19 protein-coding genes are annotated in these 22,755 nt (G+C 61.7%); 6 read left to right on the plus strand and 13 right to left on the minus strand.

Annotation, left to right across the window (positions count from 1 at the left end; translation table 11 throughout):
- Positions 1–334: 334 nt before the first annotated feature.
- From ACYQ6W_RS21175 to ACYQ6W_RS21185, 3 genes are all read left to right on the plus strand, one after another.
- Positions 335–2,296, plus strand: a complete 1,962-nt coding sequence (locus tag ACYQ6W_RS21175; protein ID WP_459678115.1) for a hypothetical protein — start codon at positions 335–337, stop codon at positions 2,294–2,296.
- Positions 2,297–2,489: 193 nt separating this feature from the next.
- Positions 2,490–4,658, plus strand: a complete 2,169-nt coding sequence (locus tag ACYQ6W_RS21180) for an autotransporter outer membrane beta-barrel domain-containing protein (RefSeq protein WP_459678116.1) — start codon at positions 2,490–2,492, stop codon at positions 4,656–4,658.
- A 354-nt stretch (positions 4,659–5,012) separates the two neighbouring features.
- Positions 5,013–5,492, plus strand: a complete 480-nt coding sequence (locus ACYQ6W_RS21185; RefSeq protein WP_459678155.1) for a hypothetical protein — start codon at positions 5,013–5,015, stop codon at positions 5,490–5,492.
- Here the strand turns inward: ACYQ6W_RS21185 and ACYQ6W_RS21190 are convergent.
- From ACYQ6W_RS21190 to ACYQ6W_RS21230, 9 genes are all read right to left on the minus strand, one after another.
- A complete protein-coding gene (locus ACYQ6W_RS21190; RefSeq protein WP_459678152.1) occupies positions 5,423–5,761 on the minus strand; it encodes a copper resistance CopC family protein in 339 nt (112 codons plus the stop codon). The two genes, ACYQ6W_RS21185 and ACYQ6W_RS21190, sit on opposite strands and share 70 nt — an antisense overlap.
- Before the next feature lie 47 nt (positions 5,762–5,808).
- The gene (locus ACYQ6W_RS21195) at positions 5,809–6,708 is read right to left on the minus strand and encodes a hypothetical protein (RefSeq protein WP_459678117.1); all 900 of its coding nucleotides are present in this window, start codon (positions 6,706–6,708) and stop codon (positions 5,809–5,811) included.
- A 75-nt stretch (positions 6,709–6,783) separates the two neighbouring features.
- Positions 6,784–8,583, minus strand: coding sequence for a sulfatase-like hydrolase/transferase (locus ACYQ6W_RS21200; RefSeq protein WP_459678118.1), 1,800 nt, complete (start codon positions 8,581–8,583; stop codon positions 6,784–6,786).
- Between the two features lie 71 nt (positions 8,584–8,654).
- Positions 8,655–10,310 (minus strand): amidohydrolase, encoded by a 1,656-nt coding sequence (locus tag ACYQ6W_RS21205; RefSeq protein ID WP_459678120.1) that lies wholly within the window; start codon positions 10,308–10,310, stop codon positions 8,655–8,657.
- A gap of 505 nt (positions 10,311–10,815) precedes the next feature.
- Positions 10,816–11,568 carry an IS6 family transposase gene (locus tag ACYQ6W_RS21210; protein ID WP_459678121.1) on the minus strand — a complete coding sequence of 251 codons (753 nt, stop codon included), beginning with the start codon at positions 11,566–11,568 and terminating at the stop codon, positions 10,816–10,818.
- A 267-nt stretch (positions 11,569–11,835) separates the two neighbouring features.
- A complete protein-coding gene (locus ACYQ6W_RS21215) occupies positions 11,836–13,377 on the minus strand; it encodes a calcium-binding protein (protein WP_459678123.1) in 1,542 nt (513 codons plus the stop codon).
- Between the two features lie 516 nt (positions 13,378–13,893).
- The gene (locus ACYQ6W_RS21220) at positions 13,894–14,313 is read right to left on the minus strand and encodes an NUDIX hydrolase (protein WP_459678125.1); all 420 of its coding nucleotides are present in this window, start codon (positions 14,311–14,313) and stop codon (positions 13,894–13,896) included.
- 187 nt (positions 14,314–14,500) lie between these two features.
- The gene (locus tag ACYQ6W_RS21225) at positions 14,501–15,382 is read right to left on the minus strand and encodes an oxidoreductase (RefSeq protein ID WP_459678127.1); all 882 of its coding nucleotides are present in this window, start codon (positions 15,380–15,382) and stop codon (positions 14,501–14,503) included.
- Between the two features lie 68 nt (positions 15,383–15,450).
- Complete coding sequence (locus tag ACYQ6W_RS21230; RefSeq protein ID WP_459678128.1) at positions 15,451–16,578, minus strand: MFS transporter; 1,128 nt, start codon at positions 16,576–16,578, stop codon at positions 15,451–15,453.
- Between the two features lie 149 nt (positions 16,579–16,727).
- Between ACYQ6W_RS21230 and gcvA the strand changes: the two genes are divergently transcribed.
- A complete protein-coding gene (gene gcvA / locus ACYQ6W_RS21235; RefSeq protein WP_459678131.1) occupies positions 16,728–17,630 on the plus strand; it encodes a transcriptional regulator GcvA in 903 nt (300 codons plus the stop codon).
- 372 nt (positions 17,631–18,002) lie between these two features.
- On the opposite strand, the gene tnpA is transcribed toward gcvA, so the two are convergent.
- Together tnpA and ACYQ6W_RS21245 are read right to left on the minus strand one after the other, a co-directional pair.
- Positions 18,003–18,377 (minus strand): IS66-like element accessory protein TnpA, encoded by a 375-nt coding sequence (gene tnpA / locus ACYQ6W_RS21240; RefSeq protein WP_459678133.1) that lies wholly within the window; start codon positions 18,375–18,377, stop codon positions 18,003–18,005.
- A gap of 105 nt (positions 18,378–18,482) precedes the next feature.
- A complete protein-coding gene (locus ACYQ6W_RS21245) occupies positions 18,483–19,310 on the minus strand; it encodes an AraC family transcriptional regulator (protein ID WP_459678135.1) in 828 nt (275 codons plus the stop codon).
- Positions 19,311–19,551: 241 nt separating this feature from the next.
- Between ACYQ6W_RS21245 and ACYQ6W_RS21250 the strand changes: the two genes are divergently transcribed.
- Positions 19,552–20,505, plus strand: coding sequence for an aldo/keto reductase (locus ACYQ6W_RS21250; RefSeq protein ID WP_459678136.1), 954 nt, complete (start codon positions 19,552–19,554; stop codon positions 20,503–20,505).
- A gap of 60 nt (positions 20,506–20,565) precedes the next feature.
- Here ACYQ6W_RS21250 and ACYQ6W_RS21255 read toward each other — a convergent pair whose 3' ends face one another.
- Positions 20,566–21,621 carry an alpha/beta fold hydrolase gene (locus tag ACYQ6W_RS21255; RefSeq protein ID WP_459678137.1) on the minus strand — a complete coding sequence of 352 codons (1,056 nt, stop codon included), beginning with the start codon at positions 21,619–21,621 and terminating at the stop codon, positions 20,566–20,568.
- Positions 21,618–22,040: a DUF1330 domain-containing protein gene (locus ACYQ6W_RS21260; RefSeq protein WP_459678138.1), complete on the minus strand. Its 423-nt coding sequence runs from the start codon at positions 22,038–22,040 to the stop codon at positions 21,618–21,620. Before ACYQ6W_RS21260 ends, ACYQ6W_RS21255 begins: the two co-directional genes overlap by 4 nt.
- A gap of 63 nt (positions 22,041–22,103) precedes the next feature.
- On the opposite strand from ACYQ6W_RS21260, the gene ACYQ6W_RS21265 reads away from it, so the two are divergent.
- On the plus strand, positions 22,104–22,742 hold the full coding sequence (locus tag ACYQ6W_RS21265) for a TetR/AcrR family transcriptional regulator (RefSeq protein ID WP_459678139.1): 639 nt from the start codon (positions 22,104–22,106) through the stop codon (positions 22,740–22,742).
- Positions 22,743–22,755: the final 13 nt, after the last annotated feature.

The following is a 22,755-nucleotide window of genomic DNA, read 5'->3' on the forward strand; positions in this document are numbered from 1 at the left end:
CCACCCGCTACGACAAAACCGCGCTTTCGTTCCGTAGCTTCCTCAACATAGCGGCCGCAAAAATGTGGCTACCTTCTTTTGTCAACAGATCCTAAGTAGCGCCTCGGCCAGAAGCGCGAGAAGAGAAGGCACGTGTTTCTGTGCGATGTCAGAAAAACTTCGTAACTGCAATATGGACAGCAGAACCGTAGCGTTGATAGCTTGACACGTATGGATGCAGGTAAACTCCCGTCAGCGCCTGGGCGTCAGGTTCAACGGCATTTATGACGCTGCTGTCGGGATATGCTCGGTGAGGGCCCATTCTGGGACAAATCTGCAACAATGTCTTGCGTTCATGCGGCTCTTAAGCTCCCGGTTGGTCTCGCCTCTGGCGACAGTCCTCTTACTCGCCGGCGGTAACTGGGCCTTCGCTCAGGGGACGATCTGGAATGACTATGCGGGGTCGAGCAGCGTCTTCCTGAATTTCGCGCCGGCCACCGGTTCGAATGAGAATCTCCATTATCTTGGCGTTTCATTGTCGTCCGGCGCGGCCGGTTCATCGCTCAGCCTAGGCACCGGCGCTGAATGGACCGTGGATACCGGGTCCGAGGGCATCGTCATCACCTCAGACTATCTCTACACGGCCTATGGCATCGATGCGAACACTCTGTCCCAGGCCGATCACGGTCATATGACCTATACCAGTTCGGGCCTGACCTATGATGGCTTCTACACGGCGCTGACAGTGGGCCTCTACGGCGCGGGCTCCAATGGCACAGGAACATTGGTCGTCACCGCTGAGGTGCCGGTGCTGGTCGCGACCTCCATGCAAGACAGCATGGGCACACAAACCCATTTCTGTCCCAGCGTCACGAGCTGCACGCCGAACGGAGCCTCGCTCGAACAATTCGGCGTCGGCTTTGGCCGTCCACAAGGCACCCAGAATGAAAACCCGCTCCTGAACCTGACCTCGATCTCCTCGGGTGACCTGAGCAGCATGGCACCGGGCTATATGGTGACCAAACAGGGCATCCAGCTTGGGCTTACCTCGGCCGAGGCGCGGAATACCAGCTTCTCAGGCCTGCTGCCGAGCGCGAACAGCGTCCCCACGAGCCTCGGCAGCGACTATGCGCGTGCCGCGACCGCCACCGAATGGCAGACACCGGCCGCGACTATCACCATCAGCAAAGCGAAGAATGCCTCCGCCAACGGCACCTATTACGGCACGCTTCTGGTGGATACCGGCATCGCGAATATGGAACTTTCGAGCGGCGGATCCTATTGGAATCCGACCTATGACGCGGCAAACCCAAGTCAATCCTCAAGCATTTCGGTCTATCTGCCGGGTGCAGCCAGTGCTGCATCAGGTCAGCCGGTGTCCTACACGCTCGTCTATCAAGGCACCTGCGCGGGCAGCGACAATTCCTGCCCGCCCTACAATCCGGGTTCCTATGGGCTGAGCCCAGTATATCCGAAGAATTCCTTCGACGCGCCGGGTAACGGCATTGCGTTCGTCACGACCACAGCCAGCAGTACCGCTTATCCCTATATCAATACCGGGACGGAGTTTCTGAACTACTTCAACATTGTCTATGATCCCGTCGGCGGTTTCTTTGGCTATCAGGTGGCCGATGATCCCATCGAGACGTCGAACGATCCGACGCTCAGTGAATCGATCGCGTTGCAGGGTTCCACCACCATTCCCGATGGCACAACCGTATCCGTACCGACGCTGCTCTTCTCGCAATTCACCGACGGCTATGACGGCACCTATGGCGCGCAGACGGTCGCACAGCTCTCCACGCCCGGCACCGTCACCATGGCGGGCGTCATCTCGTCGGCCATCATCTGCGGCAGCGGTGGGGTTAACTGTGCGGCGACCGCGCTGGAACTGACAGGGGGACGCTTCATCTTCACCGCCGACAACAAGTACCTCGGTGCGACGGCGGTAGATTCCGGCGCGACCCTCGCCCTCGCCGGCAAGGGCAGCATCGCCAGTTCCGCCGGTCTCGTGGTGAATGGCACCTTCGATATCTCCGGCACATCCGCCGGCGCCACTGTCAACACGTTGACGGGCGTGGGCCACGTCAATCTCGGCGCACAGGCGCTCACCATCAACAATGCTACCAGCAACTTCGGTGGCACCATCTCCGATGGCGGGATCAGCGGCGGGGCGGGCGGCGCGCTTGCCATCACCGGCGGCAGTCAGACGCTCAGCGGGATGAACCTATACGGGTGCCACCATCATCACTCCGGGTGCCGGCCTGTTACTCGCCGGCAAGGGCAGCATCGCGACCTCTTCTGGTGTTACGGATGACGGCACTTTCGATATTTCGGGCACCCCTGCCGGCGCGGCCGTCGCTTCGCTTGCCGGATCCGGCACCGTTAACCTGGGCAGCCGGACGCTGACGCTGAGCCGTGCTCAGGGCGTCTTCAGCGGCACCATCGCGGATGGCGGTGCCAGTGGCAGCACCGGGGGCGCGCTCACCATAGCGGGTGGCAGCGAAAGCTTGAGCGGCACCAATACCTATACAGGTGCGACGACCATCGGCTCGGGCGCCCGCCTGTTGCTCACTGGCAACGGCAGCATCAGCAATTCCACCGGTGTGACCGCGAACGGCACCTTCGACGTTTGCAGCGCCAGTTCGCCTGCCACCATTGCCTCGCTGGCTGGTTCCGGCACGGTCAATCTCGGCAATCAGACGCTGATCCTGAGCCAGGCCAGCGGAGGCTTCGCCGGCCAGATCAACGGTACGGGCGGTCTCGCCGTCACCTCCGGCACGGAGAGCCTAACGGGTAGCAGCACCTATACTGGCGGCACGCTGGTCACGGGCGGGAGTACACTGGCGGCGGGCAGCGACGCTGCGCTCGGAGCCTCCAGCAGCGTCCTAGTTCTCAACAACGGTACACTTTCAGCACTCGGCAATGTCTTGAGCATGCGCACAGTGGTGATCGGCAATGGCGGAGGCACTCTCGCCGCCAACGGGTATGAGATTGCGCTAGATGGATTGGAAATCGGAAGCGGCGGCGTGACGTTGGGCACCGGCACCACCTCCATCAACGGCGCGTTCATCGCGCCCAGCCTCACGGTCGCGAGCGGCACGACCCTGCACGGCATCGGCATCATCAAAGCGCCGACGACGGTGGAGGGCACGATCTCCCCCGGCAACAGCCCCGGCACCCTCACCTTCACCGCGCCGGTGACGCTGACCGCGACGGCCAAGACCGTGGTCGACATAGACGGCACCGGCACCGGGACGGGTGCGGGCAACTACAGCCGCGTAGTGGTTGCCGGCGCGGGCAATACCTTCACCGCCTCCGGCACGCTTGCCCCCGTGCTGCGAGGCATCACAGGATCAGCCAGCAACAGCTACACTCCCGCCCTTGGCCAAACCTTCGGCATCGTGCAGGCTAATGGTGGCATCCTCGGTAGTTATGCCGGCATCGCCCAGTCCCCGAGTGGACTTGCCGCGGGCACCCGATTTGATGCGCTCTATGGCAGCAACGCGATTGATTTGGTGGTGACACCGGCGGGCTACGGCAATCTTGCCGGGGCTGGGCTTGACGAGAGCAGAAGCGAGGCCGCCGTCGGATCTGCGCTCGACGCGCTGCGGCCGGCTGCCGGTGCGGCGATGACACCGGCGGAATCAGACCTGTTTGGAACGCTGTATAAGCTACCCACCCAAGCCATCACCCCTGCGCTGGACGAGCTGTCACCGTCCATCTATGCCGATGCGCTGGTGACTGCCCGCAATGCTTGGTATATGACTGCCGATGCCGTGGACGCCCAGCTTGCTGCGCGCCGGGGCCTGGCGCAGGACGGCAGCGTCAATGCCGCCGCCGCCCCGCATGGCACCACCATCTGGATGACGGCGCTCGCGGGTTACAACAGCACCGGTAGCTCGGGCGGCATGCCGGGCTTCACCGCCGGCCTTGGTGGCGCGGCGGCGGGCCTTGATGCGCCGGTGGCCGGTGCAGGGCGCGTCGGCCTCGCCGTTGGCACGGTCGACGGCCAGACCTGGACCAGCAGCGGCGGCCATGCCACGGGAACCACCGCGCAGCTCATCACCTATGGCCAGTGGCAGAGCGGTCCGTTCTTCATAGCTGGCCAGCTTGGGGGGATGTATCAGCAGGAGGATGTCTCACGCAGCCTACCGATTTTCGCCGTCTCCACGCGCGGCGACACGAACGGCACGGCTGGCGGCGGCGGCCTGCGGGTGGGCGTGCAAGAGCGCATGGGCGCCTGGTTGTTCGAGCCGAGCCTCGGCTTCGGCGGCTTCCGCTTCCAGGAAGCGACTTTGACCGAAAGTGGCGGCGGTGCGCTTGCGCAGACGATCGGTGGGCAGTCCATCGGCAGCGCTCAGAGCGTGCTGGGAACGAGCCTGCAACGCCCGCTGGCTCTGTCCTCAACCGTTGCTGTGGTGGCGAAGGGCTCCATAGGTTGGGCACATGAATTTGCGAGCCAGACGGGCAACACCTGGGCCAGTTTTGCGCAGCTGGGTGGCAGCGGCTATGCCGTGGACAGCGCGCCCATTGGGCGCGACGCGGCACTGATCGGACTGCTGGCCGATGTGAAGGTGACGTCCTGGCCGCTATCAGTATTCGTCAGCTATGGTGGCGCCATCAACGGCCGGAGCACGGCACAGGCACTGAGCGGCGGGGTACGCCTCGTCTGGTAGGCGGCGGCACGGCATGTACGCGATGGGGAACGTGGCGCCGGACGGACGGCGCACGGCCTTCTGACTGGCTCCATTGGCTTGGCCGGCATCGGCGGCCTCGCGTTGGCTGTTGCCGTGTTGTCCTATGTGGCCGCCCGACGGTTGCCCCCGTCCGAAACCTTCGCAAAGGCAGCGAGCGTTGCAAAACGCTGACCTCTTGGGCCGCGGCGTCCCGTCTGCGTGGGTCAGACGATCCATGTGGGATCGACCTGTTTGCCGCGACGATCGGCGCCGGTCTCCTTGCCGTGCCGACCATGGCGGAAGTTCAGGCACGCACTCCCGTCGGTCGCCGCGCCACGACCCTTGCCGCTCTCAATGTCGCTTCGGCGCTCCGGCATCCTGCTGTCAGCAGACCTTCTTCTACTAGCCGGCAAGCCTGGCTTTGCGACGCCCGCCTTGCTTGGCACAACCGACATTGCGAGCCTCGTGGCTTCGGCCGCGCTGGTGCGAAGAAGCGCCCGCAACAAGATCGGCGACACCGTGTGGATGATATTCCGTGCGATTCATCGCGTGGCGCTCAAGGGTGCGGCACATGTTCCCTACACAGAGCAGCCCGCTGTCTTGGTTGGCAACGCTGTCATCTGGTTCAATGCCTCGCACGGAGCGCCGGAGCTGACTGGCGTGCAACAGGGCACCGCGGACGAGACCGGCCGACTTCTGGAAGCTAGTTATGAATGCGCCTGCTGGCTCTCCCCCAGAAAAGATGCGTTGGAAACAGGCGGGTTCTACTTCACAGAAAAGGCCACATCTCCCGTGAGAGTGTGCTGCCCATCGAGCGACCGGACTGTCCAATGAAGCTGATAGGCGCCCGGCTTAAGGGGCCCACGGCGCGCAAATAGCACATCCGCGGCCGAATCCGCCAACGGATGGAGCGCCGCCACCACAACTCCGCTCTGGACGATTGCAAGACTGGAATGCAGGTGGTCAATCGGCCGGCTGAACCGGATCGACATCCCCGCCGCGGAGCCAGGCACCGTCGCACCTGCGGCAGGCACGGAACTTAGGAAGGCCGGTGGCTCTGCTTGAGCGCAGGTCGGCAGAGTTGCCAGCAGTATGCCGGACATAATGACGGAGAGGCACAAAACTTTCACGGACAAGACTCCTCACGGCGTCAAAACGCAAAACCTAGGCCACCACCCAGCGCGCGGTCACTCCCGCCACTATACCAAGTGTCGTCCCCATAGAATGACAGACGCAGCCAATCTGCTATGTTCCAGTGAATAGTTCCGCCGATGGTGCTCTGAACGACATGTGTTCCTGCGATATAGTTTCTGTTCGCGGGCAACAGCGATGCGACGATATAAACCGACTCCGCAGGTCGGAAGACCGCCGTCACCGTCGCCCCTCTCAGAGCCTGAGGCTGGTAGTATTGGGTGGAGGAGACGGTCCCGTCATTGTCGAACCGTCCGAAGGCATAGCCGACCTGAAGTTGGGGAAACCAACTCGCGATCTTCACATCGATCTTCGGAGTCACCTGCACGAAGTGCCCGAGCTCATAATGTTCGAAAGTGGAATCCGCTTCGAGTGCAATACGGCGTTGCCCGGACACCATCCACGGGAGGCGTAGCTGCGGGGAGAGAAAAAGGCTCCACTGATAGGTATAGCGCGTGTGAATGCCAGCACCTGCAAGCATGTTAATGCTTAGGTCTTGACTGGGCTTAACGTTGACACCCCCAACCAGATTGGCAAGGGTGATGGACCCCTGTTGTTGATACAGCTGCTGGCCGAGGATCGTCCAAGCCTTGTCGATCTTGAAGGAAGCCTGGGCGCTCTCCGTATACAGATTCTCCAGCGGCGGGCCACTCGTCCAGCTTTGGACATTGCCGGATACGGTGATGGGCAGGGGTCCTGTCTGTGTCGTCAATCCAATCTGATCCGCGGTCGCCTGAAGATGGCGCGTATCTCCAAAAAAATGGACCCAGTCTCCGACCTCTACAGAGTCCGTGGAAGCGGAGCTGTCGCATCCGGTTCCCGATGAGGAGGAACAGCCTGCCGCGGTGGCATCAGACATCACGCTCCATATCACCACCGATGTGCAAAGCGCGCCTCCCAAGCACCGACGTACAACTAACACTGCGTCTGCCGATCAGCGGTCACTTTTGGACGGGAAATACCACTTCCCGTCTTTGATAGGCAGGAAGTTACCGTCGTCCACGCCAACCTCATCGGCGATCAAGCTGTTTGTCAGTGTATTCAATGATGTCAACAGTTCTCCGGTTTTCAATGGATCGGCTGCGAGGTTGTTCATCTCCTCCGGATCTTCCTGCAAGTCGTAAAGCTCAAGGTCATTCTTGGCGAGCAACGCTTCAATCGTGGTGGGCGTGTTGAAATCGGTCTGCCCAAAATAGCGAGAGAAGCGATATCGGCCGTCGAAGATACTCCGGATGCCGACGCGCTCGCTAAAATCGGGGTCGTTTTTGAGATAGGTCTGAACCTTCTCATCATTGGTGACCTTGCCTGAGAAGGTCATCTGCACGAAATGCTGAGCCCATACGACATCCTGATAGGACAGCATATTGTAGTTGAACAAGGCTGCGGGTCGGATCTCGTCGACCTTTGCCGAGGCGCCTTTCTTGAGTAGACCGGAAAGGTCATGACCTTTGAGACCGTCGGCGGCTTTGGCTTGCAAGGCCTGATCAGCGCCCGTCAGAGCAATCAGCGTTGGGGCGAGGTCGATTTGCGAGGTGATGGCCGGGCAGACAACGCCTCCGGGATATGCTGGGTGATAGATGATGAGCGGCACATGGTTCTGCTCCTTGTAGGTGCAGTTGCCTTTGCCACGCATTTGGTGGTGCCCACCAAGTTCTCCGTGATCCGCGTTAAACACGACGATCGTATTTTTATCCATGTCGTTGTCCGCGAGCGCTCGAAGGACCTTCATAATCTGATTGTCGCAGTCGCGAATACAATTGTAATAGTAGTCGCGCAGTACATGCCAGCGGCGATCTTCGTCCGGCCACGCTCCGACCATCATGTCTTGAATTTCCTGGTAGATGGCGTGCGCCTTGGGGCGTCCTGGAGCGTTGAGCGGCTGGCTGCGGTTCACCGGGAGCGGAAGATCATTCCACCGTGTCTGGTAAAGATCGTCGGTAGGGGTAGAAAAGATGGCGATGGCAGGATCTTTGCCCTGCACGACATGACCAGGAAGGTCCGAGTTGATATACATGACATCGTGCGGGTTAACAAAATTGACTGCGAGGAACCAGGGCTGGCCCTTGGCTTGCAACTCCTGCCCCTCTCGCCGCATCCAGCTCACGGTCCGATCAGCTGTAAAGCCATCGAACGAATAACCACCAAGCCCACTGTCGATAAGGTCGCCCACACCGAAGAAATCGTCAAAACCGTAGCTCTGAATAATCTCGCGATAGTCCGCCATCGGCGCGTCGACCGCGATCTTCGTCTGATCCAGGTTGGCGCTCAGATGCCACTTCCCCTGATATGCGGCGTGATAACCCAAATCCTGCATCCGGTGCCCAATCGTCTTGATTGAGGTCGACATATCCGGCTGCCAGAGATAGTTGAGATTGTCGAATACACCGGAATGCTGGATGTGCTGCCCGGTATAGATGACCGATCGAGCCGGCGAGCATACGCAGGATGCAGCCTGATGATTGGAGAAGGTGATGCCTTTCGCCTTTAACATCTCACGGGCAGGGACCGGGAAAGGCCACTTTGGAAAAAAGTGCTCCTGGTCGACAAGAATGAAGAGGATGTTGTAACCGCCCGGAGGAGACTCAGGTGCCGGGCTCGGCGCAGCCAGCGTCGTGCCGGTGGCTGTTTCGGCAGGCACCATGCTCGCCAGGAAATTCGCCCCGATCACTGAGGCCGTGCTCCGGCCGAGCAAGTCGCGCCTGGAAAGACCGGTTTTGGTGGGGGCTTTGGACATAGATCGCGGTCTCTCGCCTGTGAGTGTTACGGAGATGAATCCGTCATTGGGTGGCCGAGGATGCAGTCGGCTCAGGCGAGATGGCGGATTTTTCCGTTCATCATCGTCATTTCAACCTTGGCCTGGTGAATTTCGTGTACGTCGCATTCAAGAATATTACGATCAAGGATGATCATGTCTGCAAGCTTGCCGACCTCCAGCGAGCCGACTTTGTTGTCGAGATGGATCTGGTAAGCCGCGCCCAGGGTGTTGGCGTGAATGGCCTCGGCCACTGACAGTCGCTGATCCGCAGGTGACAGAACCGGCGCCTCGGGTTGACCGGCAAGCTGGCGGGTGACCCCGACCTGAATAGAATCCAGCGGTTTGTAAGTTGAGAAATAGCCTGCGGCGGGCCAATCTGTCCCGAGAGAAATTTTGCCTCCGGACTTCAGAATGCTCTGCGGCCGGTAGAGGCGACTCTGCCGCTCGGGCCCATAGCGTTCGAGCATGTTCTGGAGTGTATCGGGATCACCCGACATCCAGTTCGCCGAGAATTGGCCGGTAACACCGAGCTTCGCAAAACGCGGATTGTCGCTGTCGTCGACATAGACGAGATGAGCGATGGTGTTTCGGCGGTCACGCTGAGGGTTGGCTTCGATGGCTTTCTCGATACAATCCAGTGCTACCCGCGTAGTGCGTTCGCCGCAGGCGTGGACATGTACGTCGAACCCCGCTGCATCGGCCATGGCGATGAGCTTTTCCCACTGTGAGATCGTGAAGGGGGAGGCGCCTGTCGACGTGGGATTGTCTGCATAGGGCTCGAGAAGCCAGGCGGTGTAGCCTTCCTGCGAGCCGTCACCGATGATCTTGAGAGTGTTGACCTGGACAAGGTCACTCGACACCTGCCTTTGTATCTCGGTCAATTCGATGACTGCGTGATCGAAAGGGGGAGCCTTCACGGCGTAAGAAGCGCGGACGCGAAACGGGAGGAGCCCGCGCTTTTCTGCATCCAGATAGAGCGCGATAATCGCGCCCTGGTTGCTTCCGATTGGTGGAACACCGGCGTCGAAGATAGAAGTAATGCCGGCGGCCGAAGCCTTCGGCAACCAGCTTTCCATGAGCTTACCCATAGCGGCCGCCGTGATCGGCTCAACGGCGTTAACCAGGCTCAGTACTGCGTTGGTTTCCAGCACGTAGCCGGTCACCTCACCATGCTCATCCCGCGCATAATAGCTAAAGCGGGGAATGGGGTCCGGCGTATCGCGCCCGACCCCAGCCATTTCTAGCGCCTTGCCGTTCGCCCACAGGCTGTGCCCGTCGATGGAAAAGAAGAAGGCGGGCCGGTCCGGCAGGATACGATCAAGTTCGGCCCGGTTCGGTCCTTCGGGAGGGAACATATCAACCCGCCAGCCAAAACCGCGGATGGGACCGGTAGGATTTTCCTTGGCATGGCGTTCGATCTCGGCCAAAGCATCGGCGAGCGTCGGGAGTTGGAGATCAAGTCCAGAGGTCAGGAAGGCGCCAAGGAACGGGTGTGTATGCCCCTCGACGAAGCCCGGCATGAGAAGGCGACCGTTGAGATTGATCACCTGCGTTGAGGGACCGGCCAGCGCCAAAGCGCCGGCATCGTCGCCGACATGAACGATCATATTGCCCTTAACCGCAACTGCCGTTGCCCAAAGAGAAGCTTTGGCAACCGTGTACACGCGGCCACTGTGAAACACGAAGTCAGCAGGATCGTCCGACATGGACGCCGGGTTGCTATCGGGGCGCGTGAGACCTTGGGCTAACGCCTCGGGTGCCCCGAATATTGCTCCAAAAGTCGATGTCGCTGCCACAACTGCGCCCGCAGTCAATACCGTACGGCGCCCTGTCAAGCCTGCCCTGCCTGCGCTTGAGCCGCGGCCGAAGGTGGCAAAAAGTGGAGCCCAATCGCATGCGGTACACATTCCGCCTCCCTCGTCGGCCCTTGGCCCACTCAATGGTCGGATAAACTTCGAGAAGCACGCAGTGAAACCGTTACGTAACGGAGTGTTGCTCAACTCAATGGAATTCGCAAGATCACCTAACGAATTTGATTACGCTCTGGTCACAGCGTATCCTGCTGCCATGAACCGGATCCGCCTCCGATCACTTCGATCAGTGCAAACTTCTACTCGCCACGTAGGTGATCATGGGCACCCTCGCACTGGTTCCGTTGCAAATGCCGGCGGGAGACGCGCCAACCCGGTAGACGGCCCGCTGTCGGCGATATCAGGCTGCGACTTGAAAGAGGCTTTCGATGAACGCGGCCTGCGCCTGCATATCGCGACCGCCAATGTTTTGAACATGTCCCTTCCTGATCATCGCCATCGCCTCGTGGCCAGCCAGTGTTCGTCGGGCCGTCGGCAGGCTTCCGAAGCCGAGCCCAGGCGTCACCAACCGCATTGTTCGTCGATGATCTTGTGCGACAACATTATAGAGGTATTTGCACTGTCGGAGCCGCACGAAACGCCATAGCGCGCCTCCACGCTTCATTTCTGCGGTAGAGCGCGGGTAGGCCGGGTTCTTATCGACGGTGATCGTGCGCGGGTTGCCGGTATGGTCCTGCGCCAGCGCCTTGCGGAAGAACCGCTTAGCCGACGCGGCGTCCCGCCGCGGCGAGAGCCGGAAGTCGATCGTCTGGCCCAGACGGTCCGCAGCCCGATAGAGATAGGTCGAGGCGCCCTTGACCTTGATGTAAGTCTCGTCGACGCGCCAGAAGCTGGTGTTGCGCCGCAGATGATGCCGAAGCCGCTTCTCCAGCGCCTCCGCATGGGCGTGCACCCAGCAGAACATCGTGGTGTGATCGATTTCCACGTCGCGATCTGACAGCATCAAACAAAGGTCGTGATAGCTCCCGGGGACGGCGAGATACCATCGAAGTGCCCATAGAATGACATTGGCCGTGAAGTGCCGCCCTTTAGATATGCCGCCTTGGCCCTCGTTCAGCGCCCGCCCGCCGCTCGCTCGAGCACAGCTTGCCACATCCCGGGCGCGGCGCGCAGGATTGCAACAGAACCATCAGCGCGCCGGCATAATCCTCGGGGCTCTGCGCGATGCGCGAGCGCAGGAGGCTCGGAATACCGGTAAAACCCGGGCAAAGACCTTCGAGACCTGGCATGGGGTTGCCAAACGACGGGCAGGGCTTACGTCCCGCACCGGTTGTTGTCGAGGCGGGGCATGGGCCAGGAGCGGCGGTTTGGCTCCATCATCATTTGACGATCACCCGTTCCGCCGGATGGAGATGAGCACTTAGAAGATCGCCTGGTTCAGGCCGGTGAACAGAACCGTCGTGCCGTCATTGAGGGTCATCAGATCACCTGCTGCCGTTAACTGCTCGGCCGGAGCGTTCTGGAGGGTGTAGCCGTAGCCCGCGAAGGCAAGCACATCCTGATTCGTGAAGCCGATGATGACCTCCGATCCGCCAGCATGGCCCGCGACGAAGCCGAAGACCTCACCCCCTGCACCGGCGCTGACGGTGGCTGCACCACTACCGGCGAGAACAGTGTCCGCCGCGTCGTTCAGCCGAATGGTGGCAGTTCCCGAGCCGGCGGAGATAAATTCGGCACCGCTTCCTTCAGCCCCGTTGATCACCGTACTGCCCGATCCACCCAGAAGTGTGGAAGGTCCGCTGCCGCGGGTAATTTCTACTGTATTCTCTCCACCGATCAGCAGGCTTGGCCCATATCCGCCAATCAGCGTGTCGTTGCCGGCACCGGCGCTGAACAAGGTCATGCCCGCACCCGTACTGCCATAAAGCAGTGAGTCTCCCGTGCCGCCAAGAACTGTCGCGGCGGCCGAGCCCGCGATGAAGTCGAGCACGCCAGCGCCAGCCTGCACCACGACGCTTTGCGCGCCGGAGGATATCGTATCGCTGCCACTACCGGCAGAGATCGTGTCTGCTGCGCTCGCTTGAACGATGTGATTACCTGCCGGCACCGAGAAGCGCGTATCGGTGTCGATCACGGTCGTGGGCGGCGTCACGACGGTCGGGCCGAGGAAGGTTATCACCGCGAGCCCCGCACCGGAATGCGCACCTGCGATCAGGATTTGGTCGAGCCCGGCGTCATACGAGCCGCCGCCACCCCCAACACCTGCGCCTTGGCCGCCTCCACCGCCACTGTAGCCTCCACCCCCGCCGCCGCCGCCGGCACCAGCTCCGCCGCCGCCAAAGGCTCCCACCGCATCATTGGCCCGCGAACTGGTGAGCGAGCTGTAGTCGATGTTGAGTCCGCCCGCGCCTCCGTTGACGAAGCTCTTCCCGGGAAAGCCCTGATGTGAATCGGTGCGCGTTTCGCCGTTATCGCGCAGCCCTCCACCCCCTCCGCCGCCGAAGCGGGTTTTGGAGGTTTCCCCCCCTCCACCGTTTTCTCCTCCTCGCGTACCAAACCCGCGGTTGCCTGCTGTTCCGGCGGCGCCATCCTGATAGCGTCGAGGGCTCTGGCTGAAGATGAGCCCGTTTTGCGAATAGGCAGCGCCCGTGTTGCCGCCGCCGCCGCCGGCGACGATAAGCGGTGTAGTCTGGGCGCCGACGACGAAGGTTCCACCACCACCGCCACCACCGGCAAAAGCATAGCGGCGGACGAGGTCCGGAGGATCGGCCTCGTTCCCAACAAGGATGGTCAGCGCCTGCCCCGCCTGCAGGATGAATGTGCCGCCGATCTCGGCGCCGAGGCCGCCGCCTTTGCCGCCCTGGCCGCCGTAGGCAAGGATTTGGTAGGCGCCCGTCGCCGGCACGGTCCAGCTGACAATCTTGCCTGTGTAGGAAAAGCTGTAGAGATCGGCGACAGCCATGGCGAAAGATCCTAGAGGCTCTGCCCTATTTCGGAGAGCGAGAGGAGGCTTGAGAGGTGCCGGGCGGGTTGCATCGTCACCTTCTGGTGCGCAGAATCGTCGTTCGATCCGGTATCATCATGGAGGCGGCGCTTGGACGCAATGCAGGGGCCGTTGCTTGACCATTTTTGGGCCAGCCTTCCAGGACGGTCCCCTCCATGAGACACCATGCGCCAGGCCTGCCAACGTGCTCTCCGCACCATTCGGAGTGAGGTGCAGCGCGACGGGCTGGTAACGAAGAGCCCGGCCAGCACCCTCGATCCCTGATGAGGTGCCGCACGCGCCGCGAGGTTAACCCGCCGACCCCCGAGGTTACTCTGGCTGTGCCGGAGCCCGTGCCGCGCCCGTGAAGCGGCGTGTCCGGCGTTGGTTCTTGGTTCTTGGTTCTTGGTTCTTGGTGAGGGGAGACGTGGGGCAGGGCAGGGGTCAATGGCTCTATCATCCTGTGACGATCATCGGTCTGGCCGCGGCCGACGGTCAGACCCATTCCACGATGATCTGCGCCAGGCCTCCCTCATCCACGAGTTCCGCTGCTTCCTCCGCGCGGAACCACCGCCGCTCCCGCTGCTTCCTCTCCCGCCATTTGACGACCTCCAGCGTTACCCGCAGCGGATAGACCTCGATATGCATGAGACGCTCCTCGCCGTTCGGGAGGCGCTTGGCGTAGGGGTAGGCGCCGATGGGCTTTTTCTTCATCAGCCCCTTCACGCCGGCTTCCTGAAAGGCTTCCATTTCGGCGGCCCGGTGCGGCTTTTTGCCTTCTATCGGCCAACCTTTCGGAATCACCCATCGCCCAGTGCCGCGGCTGGTGATGAGCAGGATCTCAATGCCGTGCGGAGTGGGCCGCCACGGAAGTGCGCCGTATTGGACGTCGGTCTCGCGGTTGGATGTAGCCATAACACAATCTGGTTCAGCGAAGGTCTAGATGTCCAGAGCTTTGCCGAGGGGCAGGGCTGAGCCAGGAACGTCCGCACAAATCCGGTCCTGCGACACGGCTGAGCTCAGCAAGCAACCCTCTCGCCAACTGGGTCGGATCATAAAGCGCTTCAGCTCAGTCGCTCCGACGCTGCGGCAGAAAGCGGAATCAGCCGGGCCCGTCGCTGGCAGCGGCCAGCAGCGGAACGATCAGGTCGCTGATGGGGGTTGGAACGCCGTGGCGACGGCCGTATCGGGCAATGACTCCGTTGCGGATGTTCCATTCGAGTGGCCGCCCGGCGATGCGGTCGGCGAGGATCGAGGTTCCCATGTCGGTGGGATTACCCTGGAAACCTGCCAGGATTTGCTCTGGCACGTCGTCTCCTAGGGCGGCACCTTCCGCCCGCGCGACGGACAAGCACTCGCGAAGGTATTCCATGCACAGGCCGGCAATGTCGTCACGATGAAACATCCCGCTGCGGCGTCCGCTCAGAACCATCAGGCCGGCCGCCGCGTTCTGTAGAAGCTTGCGCCAGGCGACAGAGTTGAAGTCGGCGGCGCAATCCACTTCACAGCGTGTCCCGCGGAGAGCCTCGCTGACAAGCACGGCGCCGGCATTCTTCGGCAGAGTTAGCCGAGCCTTGCCGCGCAGTAACACGGAGCCGTCCGGCTGTGTCTCCGCCGGGAACCAGACAACGGCGGGAATAACTGTGCAGCCGGGGACGTGAGGTGAGACCAAGGCGATCTGCTCGATACCATTTTGCAGAACGCAGACGACCGTCCCGGTATGGCAAAGCGTGGCGAGCCATGGGGCTGCCGCATCGAGCTGAGTGGCCTTAACCGCCAGAAAAACCAGATCAGCAGGAGAGGCGTGGACAGGATCTGTCAACACCGGTCCGGGTATTCGGATCGACATGCCGTCGACCCTCAGATCCAACTCGGGGCGGGCTGTGCGACCGCACAGTGTGGGTGTACGCCCGGCCTCCTGCAGCGCCCCCGCGATCGTCGTGCCGATCGCGCCAGGGCCAAGTACGGTGATTGTTTTACCCATAACGGGAGGCCTCCCTTCGGTTCGTGTGTATCAGGTCCTGCTCCTGTCTGATCTTCTCGGTGTCGCGGTCACTGCGCGGACGGACCCGCGGCAAGATGCGGCCGTAGTGCCAGTACCAGTGGCACGACCAGCAGCGCGGTGGCGGCCGATGCCAATATGCCGATCGTTTGGCTGCTGTGGTCGGCGATGGCTCCGTAAAGAACGGGTGCAACTCCGCCGGATCCGATGACGCTGGTGTAGAAGATCGCGAAGGCGCGCCCTGTGTCCGCATTGGAAAGCTGGGGCACGGTGGCATACAGCACCGAGGATGTACCGTTGAGGACGATGCCAAGCGGCGTGAGCAGCACAAGCGTCGGGATCAGCGGCGTGCATAGAGTCGCCCCGATCAGTAGCGCCGCCGCCGTTTCGGTCACCACGACACTGCCGACGACCCCCAGCCGCTCGGCGAGCAAACCACACGTCGCTTTGCCTAGAGCGCCGCCAATGAAGAGCAAGGCGAGGGCCGTGCCGACCACCGACGATCCGCCATGTCGCTGATGGATCAGGAACGGCAGGAACAACAGGTAGCCCATGCGGGTGGCCGTATCGAGCGCGCCGATCACCGTCAGCCGACGGAATCCACCTTGTCCGCGCCCGTAAGCCGGCTCGGACGCAGTTCGCTCCATGAGCATGACCGCGGGCGCCAGCCACAGCAGTGCCGCCGACAGGCCGATGCCAAGCATCGCCATGAGCCCCATGACGGGCCGCCAGGCGATGAGGGGTAGGAGCAAGGCAATCAGCGCCGGTAGGACAGCCTTCCCGAGGTCACCGCTGAAGTTGTAGATGTTCAGGGGCCGGCGAGCCTGTTCGCCATAGGCGGCGGTGACCAGCGTGGACGCGCGTGGATGCTGCAGGCTGGAGCCGATGCCGGCCAGGACAAGCCCCGCGCAGAGACCTGCAATCCCCAAGGGCAGTGCCGTCATGGCCAAACCACCCGCCGCCAGGAGAGTTGCAAGGATCAGCGCGGCGCGAGGGGAGAGTCTGCGGGTGGCCCGATCAGCTGGGATCTGTAGGCCGCCCATGGTGCCATAGTAAAGGGCGCGCACGAGCGCCAAGGTGGCGTAGGTCAGGCCGAATTGGGCCTGCCAGACCGGCAGTACTGCATAAAGTCCATCGGTATAGCCATCATGCAGTGCATGGGTAAGACAGGCAGCCAAAAGGCTGCGCGATGGTGCCGAGGAGCGTGACGCGGTCGCACGGTCTGGGTGGTGAGATGTTCGCCCTCTCATCCAAGAGAGAATGGCTATTGCTTTCACCGACGACAAACCAGTAATTCTGCCGCCTTATATTAGGAAACCTATTCTGAATGCGAAGGACGCTACCACCGCTGAATGCTGTGCGAGCATTTGAGGCCGCGGGCCGTCTTGGCAGCTTCAAGGCCGCTGCCAGTGAGCTCGGCGTGACCCAGGGAGCGATTAGCCAGCAAGTGCGCCTCCTGGAGGAGTGGCTGCGAGCGCCGCTGTTCGAGCGGCTCAATCGTCGGGTGACACTCACGCCGGGCGGGCGCAGTTATCTGGCCGAAGTCGGTCAGGCGCTCGATCGTGTCGCGACGGCGACAGCCCAATATGGCGAAGCTGGTTCGACCATTATGAGGGTGAATGCGCCGGCGAGCTTTTCCTTGCGTTGGCTGGTACCCAGGATTGCCACCTTCCAAATGGCGCATCCGCATATCAAGGTGCGCATTGAGAGTGCCAATGGCCCGGTCGATGCGCTTGCCGACCGTGCGGATGTCATTATCCGCGGTGGGCCAGACACGTTCCATGACTATCGTGTGAGGCCATTCCTTTCTGAAACCAGACTACCGGTCTGCAGCCCGGCACTCATGCAGCGGATCCCTTTGCACGGAGTTGAGGACCTACGACTGCACACGCTGCTGCACACGCTCAGCCTGCCGAAACTCTGGCCAGATTGGCTGTCGAAGGCCGGTATAGCAGCGCTGGAACCCGAAGCGGATTTGGTGCTCGATCACATTTACCTCACGCTTCAGGCAGCCTTGGACGGAGTGGGAGTCGCTATGGGGCCGACGGCTTTGGTGGCGGATGATCTGGCGACTGGGCGACTAGTGGCGCCATTCGAGGGGCCGTCTCTACCCGCGCGAAGCTATTGCACCTATGTCCCCCTATCGCCAGCACCCGACGAGCGAGTGCTTGCTTTCTGCGCCTGGCTCGAAGCCGGCGGCAACCTGAGCGGCGCGGTGGGGAGCGCATAGAGTCAAAGCGCGCCATACTACGTTACGGTAAAAAACTTTGGGCTACGCGCACCGCTCATAGCAATAAGCCGGCACCAATCGATCCAGGGTGACGATGATCGTCATCTCGATTCCCGCGCTTCATCGCGGGTTCGGCCAAGGGAGGACGGGAGAAGCCCCGAGCCCGTCGCGACGATGGTCGTGCGCTGCCACAACCTCATCGGCAAAACCTATCGGCATTGGTGATGAGAACTGCGATGGCATTGCGTGTTTACGATAAGCCTTCTGCAATTCTCATGGCCGGTCGACAGAGTCGCGCCACCTCCTGTCATGCTCGCCGACAAGCAGCGTTTGGACCTTACCCACGAACCCGCACGCCCGTGGGAACAGGGATCATCCCCGCAGCACACCCAACACCCGACGCAAAGCCGCCGGGGTGACATCGCCGCCAACTCGGATGGTCGTCCCATCCGCGAGCTTGATCTCGATGGTGGTGTCGGCAGGCACTTCCAGTTTGACGCCCTGCATCGACGAAGACGGCAGAGCGTCCGGAGCGATACGCATCGGCAGAAACCCGACGCTTGCATCCATCGGTGCAGATCCCCGGCGGGCCTGGCGCCGCAAAGTCCATATAAGCCCGCGACTGATATCGTGCCGCCGCGCAACCTCTGTCACGGTGACACCGGGCACCTCCGGCTCAGCCAGAACGCGTTGCTTCTCCTCCGGCCGCCAGCGCCGCCGCCGCTCAAATCCGGTGATGATCTCCACCGCTGATCCCATTAAATCCGGCTCGGGAAGCTCTCTTGAGACCGGGCATCCACTGACCTGTCGTGCTCAACAAGCGGAAGGCTTGATTCAATCAGGCAGGTGAACTCACGCGACCACTGCGAACCGCGGCGACGCGCGCAAGCGCGCAATGTCGCGTGCTGGTGGCTCTCCAAAATAGCGGCGATATTCGCGACTGAACTGAGTCGGGCTTTCGTAACCCACGCGCAAGGCCGCAGTTGTTACGTCGACGTCCTGGACCAGCATAAGGCTGCGCGCGTCCTGTAGCCTGAGTTGCTTCTGGAATTGCAGCGGCGTCATCGCCGTCACGGCGCGAAAATGCTCGTGCAGGCTTGAAGGACTCATGCCGATTTCCGCGGCTAGCCTCTCTATGCTGAACCGTTCGCGGAAATTCTTGCCGATCCAGGCGATGGCGCGGCCAACCTCGGCCAGGCGACCCTGGCTGGAGGTGATGTGGCGCATCCTTGCGCCGTCTGGTCCCGCGAGCAGGCGATAGAGAATTTCCTGCTCGGCAAGCGGCCCGAGCACAGGCAGTGCGGCCGGATCGTCGAGCAGCCGCAGCAGGCGGAGCGCGGCGTCGAGCAGGGAGGCACTGGCATCGGACACAGTCTTGCCTATCGGCGGTGCCGCTGTCCCCGGCAGCAGCGGCACACGCAGGGCGAGGTTCCCCAGCATCACCGGGTCGAAATCGAGGTAAAGGCAGAGATAGGGCGCGTCCGGTCTCGCCTCCACCACATGGCCTAGCGCTGGCAAGTCGTAGGTCACGATCCCATAGCGTCCCGGACCGTATCGGAACACGCGGTCGCCCATCGTGACGTCCTTGCGCCCTTGCGCCACCAGACACAGTTGCGGCCGATAGACATTCGGCATCGGCATCGTCACCGTGGAAGACCGGACGAGCGTCAGGCGCTCCATCGCGGTCGCTTGGAACCCATCCTGCGATGTGTGGCGGGCAATAGCGGCCGCGATGTCAGTCAGCGATCCCATGACTCTGACCATGGCATGGACGTGCGAGGGCGGCAATTCAGAGCGCTGCTTCTGGAGGATTGGGCATGAATCTCGGCACATCAGGCTAACGGCCCGGCATCCTCTCACATTACGCAATGAGCCTCGCCCAAGGGACGGCAGCTTGGGCGCGGACAGAGAGGGAACGTGCATGACCATCGACAATCTGAAGACCCCCGCGGTCGCGCTCGGGACCTGGGCCTGGGGCGACAGCGGCGAAGCTGGCAACGGCTACTTCGGCAGCAGCCTCACGCTGGATGATCTGGAAGAGCTGGTTGCCAAGGCGCATGCGTGCGGCTTCACCTTCTGGGACACGGCCCGCGTCTACGGCATGGGCCGCGCGGAAACCCTTCTCGGGCAGGCTCTGAATCAGTTTGCCCGGAGCGACTATCAGCTCTCGACGAAGTTCACGCCGCAAGCTGCGGGAAGCGGCGAAAACCCGGTGGCGGAGATGCTGGAACAAAGCCTGAGCTGCCTCGGCACCGATACGATCGAGCTCTATTGGATCCACAATCCAGCGGATGTCACGCGGTGGACACCGCATCTTATCCCATTGCTGAAGAGCGGGAAGGTCAAGCATGTTGGCGTCTCAAATCATAATTTGAGCGACATCGCGCGCGCGGACCAGATCCTCGGCGAGGCCGGGTTCCGGGTTGAAGCCATCCAGAACCATTACAGCCTTCTCTACCGCAGTTCCGAGCACGCCGGCATCCTAGAGCACTGCCGCAACCACGGCATTCCCTTCTTCGCCTATATGGTGCTGGAGCAGGGCGCCTTGACCGGCCGCTACAATCCGGCGAACCCGCTGCCCGAAGGCAGCAAGCGCGCGGATATGTACAACGGGCTGCTGCCTCAGCTGGAAGCGCTGACCCGTAAGCTCGCCTCTGTCGGCCAGGCGCAAAACGCACATGCAGCCGATATCGCGGTCGCCTGGGCTATCGCCAAGGGTGCCATACCGATTGTCGGCGTGACCAAGCTCCATCACGTCGACGGCCTTGTGAAAGCCCGCGGCGTCGCGCTTACCGGTGATGATATCGCGGAGCTGGAAGCTCTGGCTGACGCCGCCCAAGTGAACACCCGCGGCTGGTGGGAAAAGGAAATGTGATGGAAGCTCTGATGCTCCTAGCTGTGTGAGCGTCTCATGCCGACCCAATGGCCCCGAATCTTAGCTGAGTGCCTCCGATGGGAGCCAGTCCGCGATCGCCTCGTTCACGGCATCTGGTTGTTCCAGCATAATCTGATGCCCGCCGAGAATCGTCACCTCCGTTAGACGCGTGCAATCATCCCGCATGGGTTCGGCGAGCCGGCTCAGCACCGTGTCGCAGACCGTATCGTTGGTCGCGTGGACGAAGAGCGCGGGCAGACCGATCCGGCCGAAGTCAGGAGCTTCCGCAGCGTAGGATAGGTTGGCCGCATCGTTCAGATACCATGCGTCTGCACCCGCAAAGCCCGTCACGGCAAAGGTCTCCACCAGTGTATCGAAATCCTCCTGACTTATCAAAGACCGATCGCGGGGCATGGCCGGCGCGTGACCTGCGGCGCCGAACCATCCCCCCCGTGCTCGGATGTCGGCGGTAAAGGCTGGTTGGCCCGGGATGCGGGGAGGAGCTGTGCGGTAGAGCAGCGCCAAGGTGGCCGCGACATCGATTTCGAAGGCACGCGACGCCCGAGAGAAATGTTCTCGATAAAAGAGCCAGTAATCCCACTGTCCGACGGGATAACGATCCTTCGGATAAAGGTTTCGGTCGATCAGAGGTACCAGATTCGGTAAGGCGAAGCCGCGTGAAAAATAGGGCACGCAGAGATTGACCACGCCACGGCATCGCACCGCATGATGGGAAGCGATCGACCAGGCAACAGCGCTTCCCCAATCATGCCCTACCCAGATGGCCGGCTCTCCATTGAGGGCGTCGTGCAACTCGGCCATGTCGGCGACGAGTTCGCGAACCGCGTAGCTCGCGGCGGAGTGGGGCCGCGATGAACCCCCGTAGCCGCGCATATCCGGTGCGACGCATCGCCACCCACGCGCAGAGAAATGGTCAATCTGCCTTCGCCATACCAAGCCCAACTCAGGCCATCCGTGTAGAAAAATCATCAAAGGCCCCTCGGGCGGGCCGGCCTCGATCCAGCTCGTCCGGTGGCGACCAGTCTCAAGCCAGTGCTTGATAAAGACGGTTTCGCTTCCAGGGGGAACGTTGGCGGCGGGCAGAGATGTGGTCATCTCGGAAGCTCGGGCTGCGTCGTAACGATGAACTTCCAGTCCGCTAGCGCTGCGCGCCGGTGGGGGGCGGCCTCCTCTTCATAGGCGGGGCTTTCCAGAATGCGTTGCAGGGTGGCGAAGCTCGCGTAGCGGACGATGACCATGTCGTCCCATGCCTCGCCCTCTGTGCCGACGAGCACGCCCCGTACATTGCCCACCCAGAACAGCGTGTAGTCCTCACCCTGCGCGACTCTGTTGAACGCCGGGGCGTAGCGCTGAAAATAGGCTTCACGGCCCGAGCACTTGGGCATATCGCCGGAAGCGTCATAAGCGGCCGCCTCCCGGTAGCGCAGGAGGTTGACCATGTAAACCGGACCAGCATCGACGAGCGCCGTGCTCGCGGCTTCCAGTGTCTCACGGCCACATTCGAGGATGGTCATGTCTTCATCTCCTTGGATCTTGCCGCGACAACTGGAGGAGTTGTCTCGCGGGCGTCAGGTGCCATGCGCTGGAACGACCTTGCCAATCAATACGTTCGACTGTATTTATTAGCAATGGCCAGACCGTCGCTTCGCGAAAAAATCATCGAGTCCGGCGTGCAGACGCTGCACGAGCGGGGTTATTCCGGCGCGGGTATTCGCGAGATCACGGCTGAAGCCGGCGTTCCCCAGGGCTGCTTCACCAACCATTTCCGATCAAAGGACGCCTTCGGCGTCGCGATCCTTGATCGCTACCACGAGCGCACGCAGTCCATCATGGACCGGACCCTGCGGGACGAGACCCGTTCCTCTCTCGAACGGCTCCGAGCCTATTTTGACGCCATCACCGAATGGCTGGAAGCCGCCGGCTGGCGATATGGCTGCCTCGTTGGCAATATGAGTCTGGAGGTATCCGAGCATAGTGAGTTGCTACGGGCCCATCTGGCAGAGATCTGCAACTCCCTCACGCAATCGTTCGCGGAAGTTGTGCGCGCCGGTCAGGCGAGAGGGGAGATACGCCGCGAAATCGAGGCTGATGACATGGCTGTCTTCATCCTATCGTCTTGGGAGGGGGCCATGATGCGGATGAAGGTTGATCGGTCGCCGCGCGCCATAGAGCAATTCAAGCGTGTGCTGTTCTCGGTTATTGTGATGCCAACGTGAAGCAAGCTCTGCT

The sequence above is a fragment of the Acidisoma sp. 7E03 genome, assembly GCF_054665075.1.

What these genes read in the sequence shown, in the direction of transcription:
- ACYQ6W_RS21175 (WP_459678115.1), top strand. Translation starts at nt 335, where the DNA reads ATGCGGCTCTTAAGCTCCCGGTTGGTCTCGCCTCTGGCGACAGTCCTC.
- ACYQ6W_RS21185 (WP_459678155.1), top strand. Translation starts at nt 5,013, where the DNA reads ATGTCGCTTCGGCGCTCCGGCATCCTGCTGTCAGCAGACCTTCTTCTA.
- ACYQ6W_RS21190 (WP_459678152.1), bottom strand. Translation starts at nt 5,761, where the DNA reads ATGTCCGGCATACTGCTGGCAACTCTGCCGACCTGCGCTCAAGCAGAG.
- ACYQ6W_RS21195 (WP_459678117.1), bottom strand. Translation starts at nt 6,708, where the DNA reads ATGTCTGATGCCACCGCGGCAGGCTGTTCCTCCTCATCGGGAACCGGA.
- ACYQ6W_RS21200 (WP_459678118.1), bottom strand. Translation starts at nt 8,583, where the DNA reads ATGTCCAAAGCCCCCACCAAAACCGGTCTTTCCAGGCGCGACTTGCTC.
- ACYQ6W_RS21205 (WP_459678120.1), bottom strand. Translation starts at nt 10,310, where the DNA reads ATGTCGGACGATCCTGCTGACTTCGTGTTTCACAGTGGCCGCGTGTAC.
- ACYQ6W_RS21215 (WP_459678123.1), bottom strand. Translation starts at nt 13,377, where the DNA reads ATGGCTGTCGCCGATCTCTACAGCTTTTCCTACACAGGCAAGATTGTC.
- ACYQ6W_RS21220 (WP_459678125.1), bottom strand. Translation starts at nt 14,313, where the DNA reads ATGGCTACATCCAACCGCGAGACCGACGTCCAATACGGCGCACTTCCG.
- ACYQ6W_RS21225 (WP_459678127.1), bottom strand. Translation starts at nt 15,382, where the DNA reads ATGGGTAAAACAATCACCGTACTTGGCCCTGGCGCGATCGGCACGACG.
- gcvA (WP_459678131.1), top strand. Translation starts at nt 16,728, where the DNA reads ATGCGAAGGACGCTACCACCGCTGAATGCTGTGCGAGCATTTGAGGCC.
- ACYQ6W_RS21245 (WP_459678135.1), bottom strand. Translation starts at nt 19,310, where the DNA reads ATGGAGCGCCTGACGCTCGTCCGGTCTTCCACGGTGACGATGCCGATG.
- ACYQ6W_RS21250 (WP_459678136.1), top strand. Translation starts at nt 19,552, where the DNA reads ATGACCATCGACAATCTGAAGACCCCCGCGGTCGCGCTCGGGACCTGG.
- ACYQ6W_RS21255 (WP_459678137.1), bottom strand. Translation starts at nt 21,621, where the DNA reads ATGACCACATCTCTGCCCGCCGCCAACGTTCCCCCTGGAAGCGAAACC.
- ACYQ6W_RS21260 (WP_459678138.1), bottom strand. Translation starts at nt 22,040, where the DNA reads ATGACCATCCTCGAATGTGGCCGTGAGACACTGGAAGCCGCGAGCACG.
- ACYQ6W_RS21265 (WP_459678139.1), top strand. Translation starts at nt 22,104, where the DNA reads ATGCGCTGGAACGACCTTGCCAATCAATACGTTCGACTGTATTTATTA.